This is a genomic window from Raoultella sp. T31, assembly GCF_002806725.1.
GTDB classification, from domain to species: domain Bacteria; phylum Pseudomonadota; class Gammaproteobacteria; order Enterobacterales; family Enterobacteriaceae; genus Klebsiella; species Klebsiella electrica.
In genome coordinates, this window is the sequence record NZ_PIBO01000042.1 from 1 (window position 1) to 18,716 (window position 18,716).

The following is an 18,716-nucleotide window of genomic DNA, read 5'->3' on the forward strand; positions in this document are numbered from 1 at the left end:
ATATGGTCGCAAACCGCATCGAACCAGTACTTGCATCACCCGGTGCGTCCATATATGGTTAACCGGGCACAAGCATTGCGTCAGTGAGATAATGAGTATGACATTCAAATTAATGACGATGATTGGCGCAGTACTGGTCGCGTTAGCAATAGTCCTGTTTTTCCCCAAAATACTCCGTGAATCACAGACCAATACTGAAATAGAAAAAATGTTACAACATCCCGACAGTACTTTTATTGTTTTCAGCAACTGCAAAAAGGACGTGTCAGATGTTGACCGTTGCTACAACGCATACAGTGCTGCGGTACAGATTGCGGACTCGAAAAGTTGTACTCCCTCTGGGATTAAGCTCAAGCGTCAATTTAAACGACTTGTAGAGCACGCGGAAGACAGAGACATTGAGAATGAAATAAGCAAAGAGTGCCAGTTAAAATGATAACGTTTATGCTAACAATGAGTTGTGGCTGATTCTGAACTGCCAGGTGCTGTTAATGTCCTCCTCCCACGCCTTACCCGCCTTATTAAGCCGTTTCGTGATAAATACGGCGGATACTACGCCTCCGTTAACCCAGTGAATCCCATAAAAGCCAGCGACATCAGACCCGCGGTAATAAGCGATATCGGAGAGCCTTTGAAGGGGGCCGGCACATTAGCGGCTTTCAGACGATCGCGAAGCGACGAGAAGAGCACCAGCACAAGTGAGAAACCAAAGGCGGCGCTGAAGCCATAGAACGTAGAAAGAAGGAATCCGTTGTTCTGAGTAATATTGATGAGCGGCACTGCCAGAACTGCGCAGTTGGTGGTGATCAGTGGCAGGAAAATACCTAACAGACGATACAGGGCAGGGCTGGTTTTTCGGATAATAGTCTCTGTGAGCTGAACCACAACCGCGCTGGCAAAAATATAGACCATCACGCGGAGATAGGTCAGTTCGTAGGGCACCAGCAGATAATTATCAAAAAACCATGCCAGTGCGCTGACCAGCGTCAGGACGAAGGTTGTCGCAAACGACATTCCTATCGCCATCTCGGGTTTCCCTGAGGCTCCCATAAACGGGCATAGCCCAAGGAAGCGGGACAGGACAAAATTGTTAACCAGTACCGCGCTGATAAAGAGTATGCCGAATTCTTGCATGGGTAAGCTCGTGTTTTTTGACATATTTGCTTACATAATACGGATTATCCTTTCTGGTATCGACCATGAAAAATTTAAGGGAACCTGGATTTTGTTGCCGATGGTGAGATTTGCATTGTGGCTCGTCTCACCGCGTCATCAGCCGCCGAAAGCTCAGCTTCTGCCCTGAGCGGATTATCTGCTTTCAGATGACGGAAATACCCGCGCACAGAGGAAGTCGACCATCGCCCGAATTTTAGGCGAGGGATGCCTGCTGGCGGGCCAGAGCACGTAGAAGACGCCAGTACGCTCCACGCGATCGGCCAGAATGGTGCGCAACCGTCCATCTGCCAGCGGTTCTCTGATCGAGAATTCCGGCAGACAGGCGATTCCCAGGCCCTGAAGCGCAAAGCACACCCGCGTCTCAATATTGTTGCAGATCATTGAGGTGGGGAGCTGCAGATCGGCTTCTCCCGGCGCTTGCCGCAGCGCCCACGGCTCCAGCTTACCGCTGTTGGGAAAGCGGTAGTGCAGGCAGGTGTGATCCAGCAGATCGGCGGGCACTTCGGGTATACCTCGTCGCGCCAGATAATCGGGCGAGGCGACCAGCATTGAGCGGAAGGTGCCCAGCTTCCGCGCGGACAGGCGCGAGTCCGTCGGATCTCCTGTTCTTACCACCACGTCGAACCCCTCTTCGATCACCTCGACCAGCCGATCGGTGAAGTCCAGATCCAGCTCGATGGCCGGGTATTCGCGCATGAACTCGCCAAGCACCGGTAACACCAGCGAGCTGACCAGGGGCAGGCTGATCCGTAACCGGCCCCGCGGCGCGGCCGTCGCCTGCGACAACTCCATTTCCGCGGCTTCGATCTCGGCAAGGATACGTCGGCTGCGCTCCAGGAACAGCGTTCCCTCGGCCGTCAGGGTGATGCTGCGCGTGCTGCGGTGAAACAGGCGCACGCCAAGCTTCTCTTCCAGCCTCGCCACGCTTTTGCCGATGGCGGATGCCGACACGCCCAGCAGCCGACTGGCCGCGACGAAGCTGCGTGTCTCGGCGACCCGGACGAACACGACGAAGCCATTCAGGTTGTCCACTTCATACCTCCATTGCGGACAAATAGTTCCGCTAAGAACGGAACTGTACCCTACTTTTTCTTTAATAGCTGCGTTTCTATCATGCGGGAATGTTCACTGATGAAAGGAGTTGCCCATGTCTGTTCCCGCCTTGTCTCTGCACGCAGGCGTCCCGCTTGCACATCTGTCCGCCCGTATTCAGGCCGCTGTTCAGAAGGCGCTGGATGAACGCCGTCTGGTCGGCGCCGTGGTCCTGGTCGCCCGCGACGGCGTGCTTCTTCACCGCCAGGCCGCTGGCTGGGCCGACAGCGAAAGCCGTCGGGCAATGACCACGGATGCTATCTTCCGTCTGGCATCGGTGAGCAAGACCATCGTCTCAACGGCGGCGCTGGTGCTGGTGGCTCAAGGTCGGCTCAATCTGGATGACGCTCTCGAACGCTGGTTGCCCGAGTTCAGACCACGGTTGGCCGACGGCCAGCCTGCGCGGATCGCCGTATGGCAATTGCTGAGCCACACCGCAGGGCTGGGCTATCGCTTCTTCGAGACGGATACCCGGGGGCCCTATGCGCGGGCCGGCGTGTCGGACGGTATGGATATGTCCGGTATTAGCCTTGCGGAGAACCTGCGCCGCATCGCCAGCGTGCCGTTGCTGTACGAGCCAGGCACAAGCTGGGGCTATTCACTGGCAACCGATGTGCTGGGCGCCTTGATCGAACGGGTGTATGGCGAACCGCTTGATATCGCCGTACATCAGCTCGTGACCGGCCCGTTGGCCATGGCGGATACCGGCTTTATCGCGCGGGATGCGCAGCGCGTAGCGACCGCTTACGTGAACGATGAACCTCAGCCGCACCCGCTGGCGGAAGGGGAAATCGTTTCACCCTTCGACGGGGTGGTCGGCATTCGCTACAGTCCTCAGCGCATCTTCAATCCGCAGGCATTTCCTTCGGGCGGCGCGGGCATGGCGGGAACGGCCGAAGACTTTATGCGCCTGCTGGAAGCCCTGCGTCAGGGGCAGGGGGCGATTTTGCCCAACGAACTGATTGCGGAAATGGCGCGCGATCGGACGACGAATATGGCGCTGCCCAATGTACCGGGCTTCGGCTTTGGGTTGGGATTTTCGGTCCTGCGCGATCCGACGCTGGCCGCCTCGCCTGAATCAGAAGGCACCTGGCGTTGGGGAGGCGCCTATGGCCACTCATGGTTCGTGGATCGCGCGCAGGGGCTTAGCGTCGTCGCTTTCACCAACACCCTGTATGAAGGCATGTCGGGGCGCTTCGTCACCGATCTGCGCGATGCGGTCTACGGCGCTCCGGGGGCTGAGCGATGAATTCGACGATGCAGGAACCCATGCCCGTCGCATCGCTGCTGGCGCTTGCGATGGCGGCTTTCATTACCATTCTGACCGAAGCGCTACCGGCTGGCCTGTTGCCCCAAATGGCGCAAGGCCTGGCCGTCAGTGAAGCATGGGTCGGCCAGACGGTCACTGTCTATGCCATCGGCTCTCTGGTGGCCGCCATTCCGCTGACCGCCGCCACTCAAGGTGTCCGTCGCCGGCCGTTGCTGCTGGCCGCCATCGCGGGTTTCGCTATTGCCAACCTGGTGACGACGCTCTCCGCCAGCTATGCGCTGACCATAGTGGCACGTTTCCTGGCAGGCGTGTCGGCGGGGCTGCTATGGGCGCTGCTGGCGGGCTATGCGGCGCGGATGGTGCCTGACGCTCAGAAGGGCCGCGCTATCGCTATCGCGATGGTGGGGACACCGCTGGCGCTGTCGCTGGGCGTACCTGCCGGTACTTTGCTCGGCAATTTGCTGGGATGGCGCATGTGCTTTGCCATCATGAGCCTGATGGCGCTAATGCTGATGGTCTGGGTGAGACTGAGAGTGCCGGACTTTGCGGGGCAGCCCGCGGGCAAACGTTTCTCGTTGCGCCAGGTGTTCAGCCTGCCGGGGATTCGCCCGGTGCTGTTCGTCGTGCTGGCCTTCGTTCTTGCGCATAACATCCTTTATACCTACATTGCGCCATTTCTGATGAGGGCGGGAATGGCGGATCGCACCGATGTGGTGCTGCTGGTTTTTGGCATGACCTCGCTATTCAGCATCTGGGTTGTCGGCGTGCTGATCGACCGGCACCTGCGCGCGCTGACCCTGGCAAGCACGGTCTTATTCGGCCTGGCGGCATGGCTGCTGGGGACGGCGGGCGGCGATCCCATCGCGGTCTACGCGGCGGTAGTGATGTGGGGTGTGGCTTTCGGCGGGGCGGCGACCTTGTTTCAGACCGCGCTGGCGAGGAGTGCGGGCGAGGCTGCCGATATGGCGCAGTCCATGCTGGTTACCGCCTGGAATGCGGCGATTGCCTGCGGCGGGATTGTTGGCGGCTTGCTGTTGGAGAGTCTCGGCGTAGGGGCATTCTCTCCTGCGCTGCTGGTGCTGTTGCTGGCTACGCTCCTGGTGGCGTGGTCTGCCAGGCGTCACGGTTTCCCCACTTCAGCGGCATGAGACAGGAGAGAAGCGCGGCATCCTGACGGTGTAAAACCGCTCACTTTATCCGCGCAGATATCCCTCATGTGCCATAAACGAGACCTGGATCAATACGATGCCATGATGAAAGTCGCATAAATCAGCCACTATTGTCGTTTCCTGATGCTAAATTAGCGGGCGACCAGCCGCGCTAAGCTTAGCGCCGGTCTGGTCGCGTGGCTCTCATGCACCGCTTATTGTCCGGAATGCGTCCTGGCTAGCTGCGCCATCTCTTTCTCTAAACGGTCGAGGCAGTCAGCGCGAATATCCGCCGGTGATGCTGCGCCCGTCAGAGTCATCGTCACCTTCATATCTTCAGCATACAGGCGCAGCAGGTGTGCGACGCCAGCTTCTCCTGCCGTCGCCAGCGCATAAATATATGAACGTCCCAGCAGTACCCCTTTCGCGCCAAGGGCAAGCATCCGGATAACGTCTACCCCGGAACGCACCCCGGAATCGACCAGAACCGTAAGGTCATCGCCGATGGCATCCACCACCCGAGGCAGCGCCCTGGCCGTTGGGATTGCGCCATCAAGCTGCCGGCCCCCGTGGTTAGAAACCACGATGCCATCAGCGCCCAGACGGACGGCATTCTTTGCATCCTCAGGGTCAAGGATGCCCTTGATAATCAACTTCCCTTTCCAGCTGTCGCGTATCCACTCCAGATCGTGCCAAGCAATGGAGGGGTCGAAGTTATTGCTTATAAACCCCATATAGTCGTCCATCGTCATCTTGTGTCCGGTGTAGGCTTCAATGTTACCAAACGACAGGGGTCTGCCAGCCAGCCCAACGTCTATGGCCCAGCGGGGATGGGTACAGGCCTGCAGGTATTGTCTCAGGGTGGCGCGCGGTCCGGACATCCCCGAGCGATTATCGCGATAGCGCGAGCCGGGGATGGGCATATCGACGGTGAAAACCAACGTTTTCATTCCTGCGGCCCACGAGCGTTCGAGGGCATTGCGCATGTAACCGCGATCTTTAAGTACGTACAGCTGTGACCAGAGTTCACCGGAGGCATGCTGTGCAACTTCTTCAATCGGGCATACCGATACCGTGGAAAGGGTATAAGGGATGCCGGCGTCGGTTGCGGCGCGCGCCGCTTTGACTTCACCGCGCCGTGCGTACATGCCAGTGGCTCCGACAGGGCCCAGTGCGACCGGCATTGCCCATGACGTTCCAAGGATATTCGTCGTCAGCGTCGGGTCGCCAACACCGCAAAGCACCCGCTGACGCAGCGCAATTGAGGCGAGTTCAGTTGAGTTCGCGTGCATGGTATTTTCTGCTACCGCGCCGCCGTCAATATAATCAAACAGAAATCGAGGAAGACGATGACGGGCGGCCTCACGATAATCGGCGGGTGCTGAAACGATCATTTTTCTTTCCTTATAGGTCTTAACTAAGTTTATGTTCTGCAGGCAGAAAGACTATAGGCCCAATAAAATGAGGGGGAAAATGAAATTTTAGAATCCCGGTCATGCAGAAAGGGAATAACCTGTTTTTTTTAACGCTGTTGATTTTCCTGATGAAATATTTCTGGTGAAAATGCGTTCATTCGTTGACAGCAATATTTGCTAGTGAAATAACAACCTCGCTCTTGGGTTTTACTCTACGATTGTGTATTGTCCGGACGACATCTTACTTTCAATTTCACTACCCATAATGAATGGTGACCCTTTATCGGGTTGTTTAACAATGACGTTAATGAGGACAATAATGAGAGTCCTCATTATATTAATTCTTCAGGAATATGCTGGTTTGAACGTTTTCGTGCATGAAGCGGTGCAAACAGGCTAAAGGGTAGAAAATATGACTCTGCGTTCATTACAGGCATTGTGTCTGACGAGTTTTTTTATTGCCGATGTTCGTGACGGACTGGGACCTTTTCTCGGCATTTTTCTGACCCAACATCACTGGCAACCGGATGATATCGGTTTACTGATGACCGCCGGCGGCATGGCAGGATTGCTGGCGACGCTGCCCGCAGGATTCATCACCGACGCTTCGCAGAACAAGCGTCTGATGCTGGCGCTGCTCTGCGTCATCATTACCGGGAGCACACTTTTGCTCTGGTTCAGTCAGGGAAACGGCGTGGTCGCACTCTCGCAAATCGTCAGCGGTATATGCGCGGCTTTTGTCGGCCCGCTTATCACCGGCATTACGCTGGGTCTGACGGGGCAAAACGGCTTCAGTGCGCAGATGGGCAAAAATGAGGCCTTCAACCACGCGGGAAATTTCGCCACGGCATTGATTGCCGGAGGGATCGCCTGGCGCTGGGGGATTGGCGGTATTTTCATCTTAATGGCCTGTACGATGTTATTAACCCTCGTTGCCTTGCTGGCTATACGCCGCGGCGATATCGATAACCAGGCGGCGCGAGGGCTGGAGTTGACGGATACCCCACAGATCCCCGACTTCTCGGTACTGACCAAAAACACCGCGCTGTTGATTACCGGATTGACGCTGCTGCTGTTTCATCTGGCGAATGCGGCGCTGCTGCCGATGCTCAGCATGCGAATTGCCTCCGCTCCCGGCGCCATCAACCCCGGGCTGTACGCTGCGGCCACGGTGATTATTTCTCAGGCGGTCATGATCCCGGTGGCAATCTGGACCGCCGGACGAATCGATAAATATGGATACTGGCGATTGATTATGCTGGCTCTGCTGATTATGCCGGTCCGCGCGGCGCTGGCGGCAAGCACTGCGGCACCGTTGATGATGGTGCCGGTACAAATACTGGATGGCTTAGCGGCCGGTGTGCTGGGCGTGGTGGTGCCGAGTTTCATTGTGGCGCTGCTGCGCGGAAGCGGGCACGTCAATGCCGGCCAGAGCGTGGTGATGCTGATGCAGGGAGCTGGCGCGGCCATGAGCCCGGCGCTGACAGGGATGATTGCCGGTCATTACTCGTTTGCCGCGGCCTTCAGCGTCCTGAGCGTTATCGCCCTGGCGGCGCTGATTATCTGGTGGCGTAATGCGCCGACGCTCTGCTCATCGATAGTCACGCCCACCCGGTCATACGATTGATCCCGGAAGCGGCGAGCCCGTGCGGGCACTGTTCCGTCTCCGGGCGGCATCAATCCTGACCTGTCCTTTCGCGCCGGGGGAGCGACCCGCACCCCGGCACCGTCAAGGGCGGTCGGCGCGCTTTGCTAGCTGACGTACAGCGCTATCAGCGCCACCGTTGCCGGGAGAGCCTGCACATACAGTATTTTCCGACTGGCGGTTGCGGCACCGAACAGTCCGGCAATGATCACGCAGATCAGAAAGAACGCTTTAAACTCAAACCCGCTCTGCGCACTCCAGAGTCCCCACAGCAAACCGGCGGCCAGAAAACCGTTATACAGGCCCTGATTGGCTGCCATCACCCGGGTCTCGCGGGCAAAGTTTGCGCTGAGGCTGAATGCCTTGCGTCCGGTCTTACTCTCCCACAAAAACATTTCCAGGATCAGAATGTAGATATGGATGGCGGCGACGATAAAAATAAGCGTATTGGCTAACACGGTAGTCCTTATTCAGGTTAGAGCACAGGGAACCCAGGTAAAACCCGCTTTTTATCGCGTGTTTTACCGTTTATATCAAAGAATAGCCGCATCACCCTGGCTATGTTGGAAATTCGGCCTGGAGAATGTCTCCAGGGTGATCATGCGCTGGCTGTTGAGGGGAATTTACAGGATGGGAACGAAACCGTTAATACTTTCTTTGGATGGACAAGAGGCCATCCCTCTGAATACGGTGTCCGGGACGCTGGGTCACCTGGGTATTGATCTCCGCGCGCTCGCGAATTCAGGAATGTGCAGTTTTGATCCGGGCTTCAGCAATACCGCCGGGTGCGAGTCGGCCATTTCCTATATCGATACTGAGAATAGCGTCCTGCTGCACCGTGGCTACCCGGTGGATCAGCTCGCCAGGCAGTGTGAATTTCTGGAAGTGGCGTACATTATGCTGCACGGAGAGGCACCCGATGAGGAGAGCTATCAGGCCTTCCGGGAAAAAATTACCCGCCACACCCTGGTGCATGAGCAGATGTCGAAAATGTGCAGCGGATTTCGTCGCGACTCCCATCCGATGGCGCTGATGTGTGCCATGGTGGGCGCGTTGGCCGCTTTCTATCACGATGTGCTGGACGTCGAAAATCCCGAGCATCGTGCGCTGGCCGCCACCCGCTTGCTTTCCAAAATGCCGACGCTTGCGGCGATGAGCTATAAGTTTTCCATCGAGCAACCCTCGGTCTACCCGAGAAATGACCTCTCTTACGCCGGGAATTTCCTGCATATGCTGTTTGCGATTCCTGCGGAAAAGTACCAGGTGAACCCGGTTATCGAACAGGCGTTGAACCAGATTATGGTGCTCCATGCCGATCACGGGCAGTGCGCGTCGACCACCACGGTACGGGCGGCCGGCTCCTCCGGAGCGAATCTCTTCGCCTGCGTGGCGGCCGGTCTGGCGTCGATGTGGGGGCCAATGCACGGCGGCGCCAACGAGGCCAGTATGCAAATGCTGGGGGATATTGAGAGCGTCGAACAGGTCCCGGCGTTTATCAGCAAGGTAAAAAGGGATCCCCTGGCTTTCCGTCGACTGGGCTTTGGCAACTCGCGCTACAAATATCTCGATCCCCGGGCGGCCATTCTGCGCGAAACCTGCCATAAAGTGCTGGCGGAGCTGGGCATGTCGGATCGGCTGCTTCAGGTGGCAATGGCTCTGGAAGAGGTGGCGCTCCACGATCCTTACTTTGTTGAGAATGGACTTTCGCCGAGCGTTGATTTCTATACCGCCGTGATCCTGAAGGCGATGGGACTCCCTTCGTCGATGTTTGTCGTCATGACCGCGGTGGGACGCACGCTGGGTTGGGTCGCGCACTGGAACGAAATGCACGAGTCGCCGCTGAAGATTTACCGCCCACGGCAGATTTACACCGGAGAAGCGGCGCGGGATTACGTTTCGCGTCGCGGGATAAAATAAGGACATGTCCGGTCCGGCGATGAGAGCCATTGCCGGACTTTCCACTGGCGAGGCAGGACCCGGTGCGGTTAGCCGAAAAGGCGTCGCTATGCTACCTGAAACGCCGCCAGTGGCGCGTTTCAGAATATCCGCGCAAGCGACAGCGCAGAGGCGCTGGCCTTTACAGGAAGATTAAATGGAGATGAAGTTTATATATCCGTGTTATCCGGATTATTTGAAACGGCAATCCACAGCAGGGACAGAGAAAATAAAGCCAGCGCGGCGACGGAACCGATAATTCCGAGATAAATGAATACTGTCATCAACATAGTGTGACCTTCGGTGTGGTTAATCTGTGTCGGTTATATTTTTTTACAATCGAAAACGCTCTTCCAGGGCATTAATCGCATCGGTAAGAGTGGGTCTCCGGCGGACCAGCGCTGTCTGCCTCTGGGCTTTTCCGCAGTCCTGCAGGTGCACTGCCCCTGATAATGAGCGGACCAGCGTTCCTGATAATCGCTCTGACCGGCGGTCGCTGGATAAAGTTCCCGTCAAGAATCTATTTTGTTGTCATAAACATTCCCGGGACAGACCGAAGACCAAAAAATAAGTAGGCAATGGGGCGGCAGCAGGAATAAGCTACTGATTAAGTTGTCAGTAACGGTAAGTATGTGCATAGTTTTATCAGCAAAAAATACGGTAAAAAAACGGTAAGAAAATAATGCTTGCTAATTGCTGGCCTACATGCGTTAATGGCTCCAACGGTTTGAGTCTTAAAAATTATCTGCAGTAGTTTCTGGAATTTTCTCATCACATTTATCTTCTGATATCTCCTTTTGGGTATTTTTCTCTTCGATAAGTTTTTTTGCAGGCCAGAGATGCCCTTGGGGCAAATTAAAAAAACGAACAACATATCTCAGACAATCACTACAATAAGTCATGATTAATCCGGTGAAAAACCTCAGGTTAATCATGCAGAGAATGGTCGCAAAAGAAAGCGTATTCTTTGCCTGCTGTTCAGTACGGTGATTTCTGCACTAACCTTGAAAACCAGCGATCGGTTTTCAGCAGAGTATCACCTGTGGTCCCTGCGGTAGTGAATGTTGTCACACATAAAGGTTAACATCATGACTGAATACATTCATTTCAGATGCCCGTGTTGTCATGGGTCACAATACAGAACATCGCATTACGATGTGACGGAAAAAAATCCCTTTGGCGCAAAATGTATCTTTTGTAAAACATCAATGGTTACATTTGATAATATTGCTCCTTACATTTCCAGCGGCACGGCGACAATGACGTGTCAGAAATAACGCAAGGGCCCCGGACGGGGCCTTTTCTTTTTTCATCCCATAATGCATGGCATGGCATGGCATGGCATGGCATGGCCAGCATTATGCTTGCAGCCAGGTGGTAGACTCATGAAGAAAGTCATCGTTTTTTTCAATGCATTACCGGCGGTTGTCGCGAAGATAGTACCGGGCGTAACAACAATATTACGTGAGTATCCTGACGGCGAACAAAAACAACTGCAGATCATGTCTGCGGAATTTCCTTCTTTGACGGGCGATCATCGTATTGTGCACGTTGCCTCCGATCGCGATTTAACATCAGCCGAGATTCAACACGCGGCGGGAAAGCTGTTGTCATAGCGCGGCGATGACCGGCGGCCAGCGGCAAGATAAGTCAGGCTTTATGCCGCGCCGACAGGGGCGACAGCATGATTTAACCGGTGAAGATCCTGTGAGCGCCTATAATTTAAAGGCGTGTGTTGCTAGCTGAGGTAAAGTTGTATGATTACGCACCCGGAAGTTCGCCGCTGGGCATCGGTCATGCTGACCTCCGCTTTACGCGGAGAGATGTCCCAGGAGGAAATATTGAAGCAGGTTCATATGATTTGTGAGAATCATGGTTCAGCGTGTCTGGAAGATGTTATCGATGAAATTTTAATTGAGGCGGGTCGTATTGGCTCAGGGCATAGCGACGGCACGTTTTATCGACATTGAGCCTGAGCATTAAAAGGCTATTGTGAAAGATCCTTTTTCATCGGAGATGGTCAGCTCTTTGCTTTCCGCCGCCCATACCATCTCCTGATTCTTAGAGCTAAAATAAGACCCGCGCATAATTTTTTCGTCGCCAAAATCAAATGTGATCTCAACAGGATGAACGGTGATATCAATCATATAGAGATGCCCATTGACATAACCTTTTACGCTGGCGGTGATTTGTTTTCCAATCCCGATATCGGTACGACAATTTTGAGCGTGAATTGTTGAGTTTCCAGTCATTTCTTATCTCTTGTTTGTCTGTAATCATTCGATATGAATGAACATTACCATATCTCATTCATCATATTAGAGTTAAATTAAGACTCATGCCATTTATCTTATTTTTATCGGGTTTTCTGCATTTAATAGGGCGATTGGGCTGTTTTTAGTGAAAACCCCTGAAACATAGCGATTAAAACCGCGATAAATTACCCACGATGGTCATTTCCCGGTATGTTTAGTGCTGTATTTTTTTTAATCGTCTAGTGGTATGATAGACCACATTCATTCAGCGGGTAAGATCTATGTCATTCTTCGACAACGCAATGAAGCGCTTGAGTTCCACCTCTGAGACCACGGTAACCTGTCCGGAATGCGGGCATAAGTCACGGCAGCCTGTTAACAAAATAAAGCATGGCGCGGCATTATTGTGTCCGCGCTGCAAGTCGATGTTTATCGTCACTAAATAATGTTTTCACCTCTCCCGTCACGCCCCTGGCGGGGTCGTGACGGATGTGGTTGCCGCCCGGACTTCAGTGTCAGAACGGACTTCGGCCAGTCGCAAGGTGCCCGGCCGATTCAGGCATGCGAGAGCGTCGGGAACATGAGCTTACGTTCCTTAAAGATATTTTCTTTTGCCGTATAGATGAAAAGAAAATCATCAATTTCAATCTTTTCGTATTCGCCCACGCGATCTTCCGTAGGGGTAAAGCCTAAAATAACCTGGCGGGTATGCTGCGCCGCAAGTTCATTCACGATCTTCGTCAGCGAACTCTCGCTGTCACAGAAAATATCAAAACAGAGCAGGGCATGATCGTTTTGCATGGCGATCGCCACGGCATTATTGTTCTCCGAATAATAGACGAAGTGCTTCATAAACGCCGAGCAGTAGAACATCAACAGGCCGAAGTTATTGCGTGCCGAGAGGCGGGAAAACGGGTTGGATTTCTGATAATAGTATTTGAGGATATTCACATCGCTCTCTTTGTCCATATCCAGCTTGCGAAAATCTCCGGCGACAGGTGTAACCGGCAGGGCGTACTGGTACTCGTCGGTTTGTTCAAAGCCGAATTTGGGATAGAAATCAACGGTTGTGGAGTTCGCGAAGAGAAAAATACCGTCGGCCTGCTCCTGCCAGTCAGCCAGAATATGGTTAATCAGCTGGCTGGCCAGCCCCTTCTCGCGATGATCGGTGGCGGTCATTACGGTCCCAATCTGGATATAGCGCCGCGGCTGCCCCTGCCACATCAGATCGATAATGTTAGCCGACGCATTGGCAATGACTTTATTATGTTCGACAAATGCATAAGGAATATAGGACTCGCTCCAGTAGCCTTTTTTGTACCACTCTTTAAAAGAGAGGTCGAAGGTCTTAATTGCCAAATTAATGAAGCTGTTTCTTAACACATCATCATGGACAACCTGCTTGACTAATTTGTATTTCATTGGCCTGTATTCCTTTTTATAAGTTCTGAGACCTGACATGGCGACTACCAGTTTAATAGCAAAAATATTGGCTCATTTATAGCGTTGAGTATGAACTTTTCCTGATGTTTGTACAGTTTGTCCCTTCAGCGGTTTCTCAGGACGTTGGCTCGGTCACAGTACGCCGGGCCGGAAGGGGAGGCGGCCGACGAATACGCTGAACGATGGCCCGCGACCGCTATCATTTTTGCGGCCTCATTTTCCGATATCAGTCTCACCGGTAAAATTTATTAGCGCTGAGATTTAATTTCTATTAACTCTCACCTGTTTCACTCGATAAAAACTTGAAAATATATTTCTCATTGCGAATAGTTAAGCTGCCAGCTTAAATAATGAAAAGTTTAATCGATGTAACTCAGCATCGTGAATCGCGCCGCCCGCTTTATCTGCTGGCGCCGGGGCGGAAGTGTCTACCCGGCCTCAATGGTGACAACAGTGATGAGGTCATCGCCGCGATTCTCGATGTGACCCCCGCTCGTCGCTAAGGCCGGAAGCGATGAATGAGCGCCAGCGGTTTGATGAGATGGCGCAGCGCCAGGGCGGACGGCAGAAGAGCTTACCGCCGGGCAGATGTCGATGGTGGCGCATCGTCTTTGGCCTGGGAGCGAGGTTTTTTCCGCCACCCTACCTACGGCCTGCATAATTGTATCGCTGGCGGCAGGAGAGGCGAAGAGCCCGGTGGCGAGCGCTTACTCACTACGCGTTCCCCTGTCGCCGATAATCACGTGGTGACGACTCCGGCAGCCACCGCGGGCGGTATCGTCACCTTGCGTCTCTTGTGGCGGCGGCGAAAAATATCCCGCGCGGGAGGCCAGCGGCAACGGCAAAGGGAGAATGACAAGTCTGGACACAGAAAAACCTGGCAGAGTGGGAGAAACGGCCCGTTTTTATCATTAAGAATATGATCGGGGTGGAGCTATTTTGTTTAATTATGGATAATGGCGGCGCGAGTAAATAAACATAATGTCTGTCAGTTTATTCTCAACAAAATATTTCCGGAGTCAGCCATCATGATACCGGCAGCGCTTGCTCCGGTATTAAGTTTTTCCGGCTTATGATGACGGGTCAGCAAGTGGATATATTAACGCAAGAAGGAATGCCTCGATGGCCAATAAACACTGGTCAATCACCGAACGCCTGCACCAGACGGTAACCAACCCGAATGTGATCATCCGCGGCAGTCACAGCTACTACAGCGACTGCTGGGATCGCGGGTTTGAACGTTGCGTGGTGCGCTACCTGCACGGCGATGCCGTCAGCGAAGGGTGGGAGCCCTTAGGCCATGTCGATAAGCTCTTTATTGGCAATTTCGTCTGCATCGCGCCGGAAGTGGTGATCCTGATGGGCGGCAACAGTACGCATCGGATGGACTGGGTCAGCCTCTATCCGTTTGTATCGTGCGTCAACGAAGCCTACCAGCATCGTGGCGATACCGTGCTGCAGGATGGCTGCTGGATTGGCATGCGGGCGATGATTATGCCGGGCGTCACGATTGGCGAGGGCGCCGTGGTGGCGGCGGGCGCGGTGGTCACCAAAGACGTACCGCCCTATAGTGTGGTAGGCGGAAATCCGGCCACTTTTATCAAGCACCGTTTTCCTGAGCCCGACATTGCGCGGCTGCTGAAGCTGAAGCTCTATGAATTAGAGGAAGAGACGCTGTTGACTCTGCAACCGCTGCTGTCGAGCCCGGATGTTAGCGCGCTGGAACAGGCGGTGGCGCAGCATCGGCAGGAGCGCGGCTAACCTGGCGGCAAGCGCGCCATCTGGGGTTTGCGGATCTGCTGCGCGGCGACGGCGGGGGAGTCCAGATAACCGGCTTTACCGCCGCCGAAGAAAGCCTCTTTTAATCGGCGAGAGTACCGCGGCCAATGATGCAGCAGGCGATTTTTGGGAAAAACAGTGCAGATGTTAATAAAGTATTTCCGGTTTTGTTTAGAGGTAAAAACTGGGTATTAGAAATATTTTTAGAATGATATAACGTGATCAAGGTAATGACCCCTATCATAAACAGGGCGGGGGAATGTGCTATCATCGCGCCTTTCCCTTTTCGTTTCGGGCTCTTTTTATGCAACAACCTGTTGTTCGCGTGGGAGAATGGCTGGTTACACCCTCTGTTAACCAAATCAGTCGGAAGGGGCGTCAGCTTACTCTTGAACCGCGCTTAATCGATCTGTTGGTCTTCTTTGCCCGTCATCCTGGTGAAGTGCTCAGCAGGGACGAGCTTATTGATAATGTCTGGACACGTAACGTGGTGACCAGTCATGTCGTCACGCAGAGTATTTCCGAGCTACGTAAATCGTTGAAAGATGGCAACGATAGTAGCCCAGAATATATTGCGACGGTACCAAAGCGCGGCTATAAGCTTACGGTGCCGGTGATCTGGTGTACGGAAGAGGGGGAAGAACCGACGATGGCGATCCCGTCCGCTCTCCCCGCAGCAACGCCTGAGCTGACGACCCTGACGCTCTCGGTCGCCGGGGTTGAGCAAGGCCAGGCGCCGGTCGTAAAACCGGAGAAGCGCCGACGTATCACGACCTTTTGGGTATGGGTGCTGTTCCTGCTGGCGCTGGGGAGCTGCGTGGCCCTGGTTGCGCTGTCGACGATCGAATCGCGGCCACCGGTGAATAAAGCGCGCTTGCTGCTGAACCCGCGCGATATCGATATTCACCTGCTGAAAGGTAATTCCTGCACCAACTGGGTATCGCAGCACTCGTATGCGGTGGGCTTAGGCAGCCTGGTGACCACGTCGCTCAACAGCTTCTCGACCTTTATGGTGCACGACAAAACCAACTACAACATTAATGAGCCGAGCAGTTCAGGTAAAACGCTGACGATTGAGTTCGTCAATCAGCGGCACTATCGCGCGCAGCAGTGCTTTATGTCTGTGCAGATGGTGGATAATGCTGACGGTTCAACCATGATGGATAAACGTTATTTCATCACCAGCGACAACCAACTGGCGATCCAAAACGATCTGCTGAACAGCTTATCGGAGGCCTTAAAGCAGCCGTGGTCGGAACGTATGCAGACGATGCTGAAACAGTATCAACCATCGCACAGTACGGCGCTGACGCATTTCTACGAGTCGCATCAGTTATTAATGAACGGCGATGTCGATTCATTAGGTAAGGCCAGCGCGCTGCTTGATGATGTGATTAAAGACTCGCCCGAGTTTTCTTATGCCTATGCGGAAAAAACGCTGGTGGATGTATTACGTCATTCGCAACAGCCGTTAAATAAAGAGCAGCTCGGCGCGCTGTACGCTGAAATCTCCCGGGTCGGCGATATGCCGGGGATCAAAGATACGGCGGTCTTTTACCAAATTAAAACAGTGGATTTGTTGGGCCAGGGCAAAGTCGATGAAGCGTATAACGCGATTAATACCGGGATCGATCTTGAGATGTCGTGGATGAATTACGTGCTGCTGGGTAAAGTCTACGAGATGAAAGGAGAGAACCGGGAAGCGGCCGATGCTTATCTGACGGCATTTAATTTACGTCCGGGCGAGAATACCTTTTACTGGATTGAAAATGCGGTCTTCCAGACTTCCGTCACCCGCGTTGTACCTTACCTCGATAACTTCCTCTCTTCAGAATAAATAAACCCTCACCATACTCAGGATATTGCGCGTGGTGAGGTTAAATTTATGTTTCTCATGAACACCCTGATTGTTATATATGTTTAACGCGTAAATCGCGGGGTGCAACACAAAATCAACACGTGCTCTTGATCGTAACTGTTTGTAAGTCAACAGTGTTTATCTTTTTATGATATCAACATGTCATCCTGATATGTTAATTGAAAAAGGTCAAAATATCATTTGTCTGATGTTTGTAGTTATTTCACTTTATCTTTAGGACTTATCGCGTACTAATCCGTAATCTGGTTGGCAGTTGGTCGGGTCAATAAAAGGTTCATCATCATGATCTGTACCGCAAAATAAACTCAGGAGAAAAGAAAGCATGAGTTCTGCCAAGAAGATCGGGCTATTTGCCTGTACCGGTGTCGTAGCCGGTAATATGATGGGGAGCGGTATTGCATTATTACCTGCAAACCTCGCTAGTATCGGTGGTATTGCCATATGGGGGTGGGTGATTTCTATTATTGGCGCGATGTCTCTGGCTTATGTTTATGCCCGGCTGGCGACCAAAAATCCGCAGCAGGGTGGCCCCATTGCCTACGCGGGTGAACTATCTCCGGCGTTCGGTTTCCAGACCGGTGTCCTTTATTATCACGCCAACTGGATCGGTAATCTGGCCATCGGGATTACCGCCGTCTCTTATTTATCAACGTTCTTCCCAATTTTAAATAACCCGGTGCCGGCAGGCATTGCCTGTATTGCCATCGTATGGATATTTACCTTCGTGAATATGCTCGGCGGGACCTGGGTTAGCCGTCTGACGACGATTGGCCTGGTGCTGGTGCTTATTCCGGTCGTCATGACCGCAGTGGTCGGCTGGCACTGGTTTGATGCCGCAACCTATCAGGCGAACTGGAACACCTCCAGAACCACGGACAGCCACGCGGTCATCAAAAGTATCCTGCTCTGCCTGTGGGCCTTCGTCGGGGTAGAATCCGCCGCCGTCAGTACCGGGATGGTGAAAAACCCGAAACGTACCGTGCCGTTGGCTACCATGTTGGGCACCGCGATGGCCGGTATCGTCTACATCGCTGCGACGCAGGTTATCGCCGGTATGTATCCTGCCTCGCAGATGGCCGCCTCCGGTGCGCCGTTCGCGATCAGCGCCTCGACCATTCTCGGCGGCTGGGCTGCGCCGGTAGTGTCGGCCTTCACCGCCTTTGCCTGCCTGACGTCTCTCGGCTCCTGGATGATGCTGGTGGGCCAGGCCGGCGTACGTGCCGCTAACGATGGTAACTTCCCGAAAGTGTACGGTGAAGTGGATAACAACGGTATTCCGAAAAAAGGTCTGCTGCTGGCTGCGGTGAAAATGACTGCGCTGATGGTGCTGATTACCCTGATGAACTCCACCGGCGGTAAAGCTTCCGACCTGTTCGGTGAATTGACCGGTATCGCCGTCCTGCTGACCATGCTGCCTTACTTCTACTCCTGTGTTGACCTGATTCGCTTCGAAGGCATAAATGTACGCAACTTCGTCAGCCTGATTTGCTCCGTACTGGGCTGCGCGTTCTGCTTTATCGCCCTGATGGGGGCAAGCTCCTTCGAACTGGCCGGTACCTTTATCGTCAGCCTGATTATCCTGATGTTCTACGGCCGCAAAATGCACCAGCGTCAGAACAACGACAACTCCGCTGATAGCAACACCGCCAGCGCGCATTAATCAGCAACCCTATTCCTGA

General features: G+C 53.7%; 22 protein-coding genes. 13 read left to right on the forward strand and 9 right to left on the reverse strand.

The window, feature by feature from the left end; all coding sequences use genetic code 11:
• The coding region (locus CWM52_RS21790; protein ID WP_206057731.1) for a hypothetical protein at positions 1-436 on the forward strand (436 nt) is incomplete at its 5' end.
• Positions 437-552: 116 nt separating this feature from the next.
• Here CWM52_RS21790 and rsxA read toward each other — a convergent pair.
• Both rsxA and CWM52_RS21800 read right to left on the reverse strand, forming a co-directional pair.
• Positions 553-1,134, reverse strand: a complete 582-nt coding sequence (gene rsxA, locus CWM52_RS21795) for an electron transport complex subunit RsxA (protein WP_100685991.1) — start codon at positions 1,132-1,134, stop codon at positions 553-555.
• A 174-nt stretch (positions 1,135-1,308) separates the two neighbouring features.
• Complete coding sequence (locus CWM52_RS21800) at positions 1,309-2,208, reverse strand: LysR family transcriptional regulator (protein WP_100685992.1); 900 nt, start codon at positions 2,206-2,208, stop codon at positions 1,309-1,311.
• A 115-nt stretch (positions 2,209-2,323) separates the two neighbouring features.
• On the opposite strand from CWM52_RS21800, the gene CWM52_RS21805 reads away from it, so the two are divergent.
• Together CWM52_RS21805 and CWM52_RS21810 are read left to right on the forward strand one after the other, a co-directional pair.
• Positions 2,324-3,517, forward strand: a complete 1,194-nt coding sequence (locus tag CWM52_RS21805) for a serine hydrolase domain-containing protein (protein WP_100685993.1) — start codon at positions 2,324-2,326, stop codon at positions 3,515-3,517.
• Positions 3,514-4,686, forward strand: a complete 1,173-nt coding sequence (locus CWM52_RS21810; RefSeq protein ID WP_100685994.1) for an MFS transporter — start codon at positions 3,514-3,516, stop codon at positions 4,684-4,686. The genes CWM52_RS21805 and CWM52_RS21810 overlap by 4 nt, the downstream gene beginning before the upstream one ends.
• Positions 4,687-4,901: 215 nt before the next feature.
• On the opposite strand, the gene lldD is transcribed toward CWM52_RS21810, so the two are convergent.
• On the reverse strand, positions 4,902-6,080 hold the full coding sequence (gene lldD / locus CWM52_RS21815) for an FMN-dependent L-lactate dehydrogenase LldD (RefSeq protein WP_100685995.1): 1,179 nt from the start codon (positions 6,078-6,080) through the stop codon (positions 4,902-4,904).
• A 433-nt stretch (positions 6,081-6,513) separates the two neighbouring features.
• Between lldD and CWM52_RS21820 the strand changes: the two genes are divergently transcribed.
• Positions 6,514-7,728: an MFS transporter gene (locus CWM52_RS21820; protein ID WP_100685996.1), complete on the forward strand. Its 1,215-nt coding sequence runs from the start codon at positions 6,514-6,516 to the stop codon at positions 7,726-7,728.
• Between the two features lie 125 nt (positions 7,729-7,853).
• Here the strand turns inward: CWM52_RS21820 and CWM52_RS21825 are convergent, their stop codons facing one another.
• Entirely contained in the window at positions 7,854-8,204 is a 351-nt protein-coding gene (locus CWM52_RS21825) for a DUF1304 domain-containing protein (RefSeq protein ID WP_100685997.1), read from the reverse strand.
• Between the two features lie 172 nt (positions 8,205-8,376).
• Between CWM52_RS21825 and CWM52_RS21830 the strand changes: the two genes are divergently transcribed.
• Positions 8,377-9,663, forward strand: coding sequence for a citrate synthase (locus CWM52_RS21830; protein ID WP_100685998.1), 1,287 nt, complete (start codon positions 8,377-8,379; stop codon positions 9,661-9,663).
• A gap of 188 nt (positions 9,664-9,851) precedes the next feature.
• Here CWM52_RS21830 and CWM52_RS27200 read toward each other — a convergent pair whose 3' ends face one another.
• Both CWM52_RS27200 and CWM52_RS26405 read right to left on the reverse strand, forming a co-directional pair.
• Complete coding sequence (locus CWM52_RS27200; RefSeq protein WP_416308817.1) at positions 9,852-9,971, reverse strand: YnaM/YnfT family protein; 120 nt, start codon at positions 9,969-9,971, stop codon at positions 9,852-9,854.
• 444 nt (positions 9,972-10,415) lie between these two features.
• Positions 10,416-10,583 carry a hypothetical protein gene (locus CWM52_RS26405; protein WP_165785425.1) on the reverse strand — a complete coding sequence of 56 codons (168 nt, stop codon included), beginning with the start codon at positions 10,581-10,583 and terminating at the stop codon, positions 10,416-10,418.
• A gap of 186 nt (positions 10,584-10,769) precedes the next feature.
• Here CWM52_RS26405 and CWM52_RS26540 point away from each other — a divergent pair, with 186 nt between their 5' ends.
• The 3 genes from CWM52_RS26540 to CWM52_RS21850 all read left to right on the forward strand — a co-directional run bounded on the left by CWM52_RS26540 (position 10,770) and on the right by CWM52_RS21850 (position 11,651).
• Positions 10,770-10,958 (forward strand): cold-shock protein, encoded by a 189-nt coding sequence (locus CWM52_RS26540; RefSeq protein ID WP_100686000.1) that lies wholly within the window; start codon positions 10,770-10,772, stop codon positions 10,956-10,958.
• Positions 10,959-11,066: 108 nt separating this feature from the next.
• Positions 11,067-11,297, forward strand: coding sequence for a hypothetical protein (locus CWM52_RS21845; RefSeq protein ID WP_100686001.1), 231 nt, complete (start codon positions 11,067-11,069; stop codon positions 11,295-11,297).
• Positions 11,298-11,438: 141 nt separating this feature from the next.
• Complete coding sequence (locus CWM52_RS21850; protein WP_004858906.1) at positions 11,439-11,651, forward strand: hypothetical protein; 213 nt, start codon at positions 11,439-11,441, stop codon at positions 11,649-11,651.
• 9 nt (positions 11,652-11,660) lie between these two features.
• Here CWM52_RS21850 and CWM52_RS21855 read toward each other — a convergent pair whose 3' ends face one another.
• Entirely contained in the window at positions 11,661-11,933 is a 273-nt protein-coding gene (locus CWM52_RS21855; protein ID WP_100686002.1) for a hypothetical protein, read from the reverse strand.
• Positions 11,934-12,217: 284 nt separating this feature from the next.
• On the opposite strand from CWM52_RS21855, the gene CWM52_RS26910 reads away from it, so the two are divergent.
• On the forward strand, positions 12,218-12,382 hold the full coding sequence (locus CWM52_RS26910) for a YnfU family zinc-binding protein (RefSeq protein ID WP_224742492.1): 165 nt from the start codon (positions 12,218-12,220) through the stop codon (positions 12,380-12,382).
• Between the two features lie 109 nt (positions 12,383-12,491).
• On the opposite strand, the gene CWM52_RS21860 is transcribed toward CWM52_RS26910, so the two are convergent.
• The gene (locus CWM52_RS21860) at positions 12,492-13,358 is read right to left on the reverse strand and encodes a GNAT family N-acetyltransferase (RefSeq protein ID WP_100686003.1); all 867 of its coding nucleotides are present in this window, start codon (positions 13,356-13,358) and stop codon (positions 12,492-12,494) included.
• A gap of 371 nt (positions 13,359-13,729) precedes the next feature.
• Between CWM52_RS21860 and CWM52_RS26410 the strand changes: the two genes are divergently transcribed.
• The gene (locus CWM52_RS26410; protein WP_165785424.1) at positions 13,730-13,882 is read left to right on the forward strand and encodes a hypothetical protein; all 153 of its coding nucleotides are present in this window, start codon (positions 13,730-13,732) and stop codon (positions 13,880-13,882) included.
• Positions 13,883-14,086: 204 nt separating this feature from the next.
• Here CWM52_RS26410 and CWM52_RS26415 read toward each other — a convergent pair whose 3' ends face one another.
• Positions 14,087-14,248, reverse strand: a complete 162-nt coding sequence (locus tag CWM52_RS26415) for a hypothetical protein (protein ID WP_165785426.1) — start codon at positions 14,246-14,248, stop codon at positions 14,087-14,089.
• 253 nt (positions 14,249-14,501) lie between these two features.
• On the opposite strand from CWM52_RS26415, the gene CWM52_RS21865 reads away from it, so the two are divergent.
• From CWM52_RS21865 to cadB, 3 genes are all read left to right on the forward strand, one after another.
• Entirely contained in the window at positions 14,502-15,140 is a 639-nt protein-coding gene (locus CWM52_RS21865) for a CatB-related O-acetyltransferase (protein ID WP_100686004.1), read from the forward strand.
• Between the two features lie 322 nt (positions 15,141-15,462).
• Positions 15,463-16,995 (forward strand): lysine decarboxylation/transport transcriptional activator CadC, encoded by a 1,533-nt coding sequence (gene cadC / locus CWM52_RS21870; protein ID WP_100686028.1) that lies wholly within the window; start codon positions 15,463-15,465, stop codon positions 16,993-16,995.
• Between the two features lie 364 nt (positions 16,996-17,359).
• Positions 17,360-18,697, forward strand: a complete 1,338-nt coding sequence (gene cadB, locus CWM52_RS21880) for a cadaverine/lysine antiporter (RefSeq protein WP_100686005.1) — start codon at positions 17,360-17,362, stop codon at positions 18,695-18,697.
• Positions 18,698-18,716: the final 19 nt, after the last annotated feature.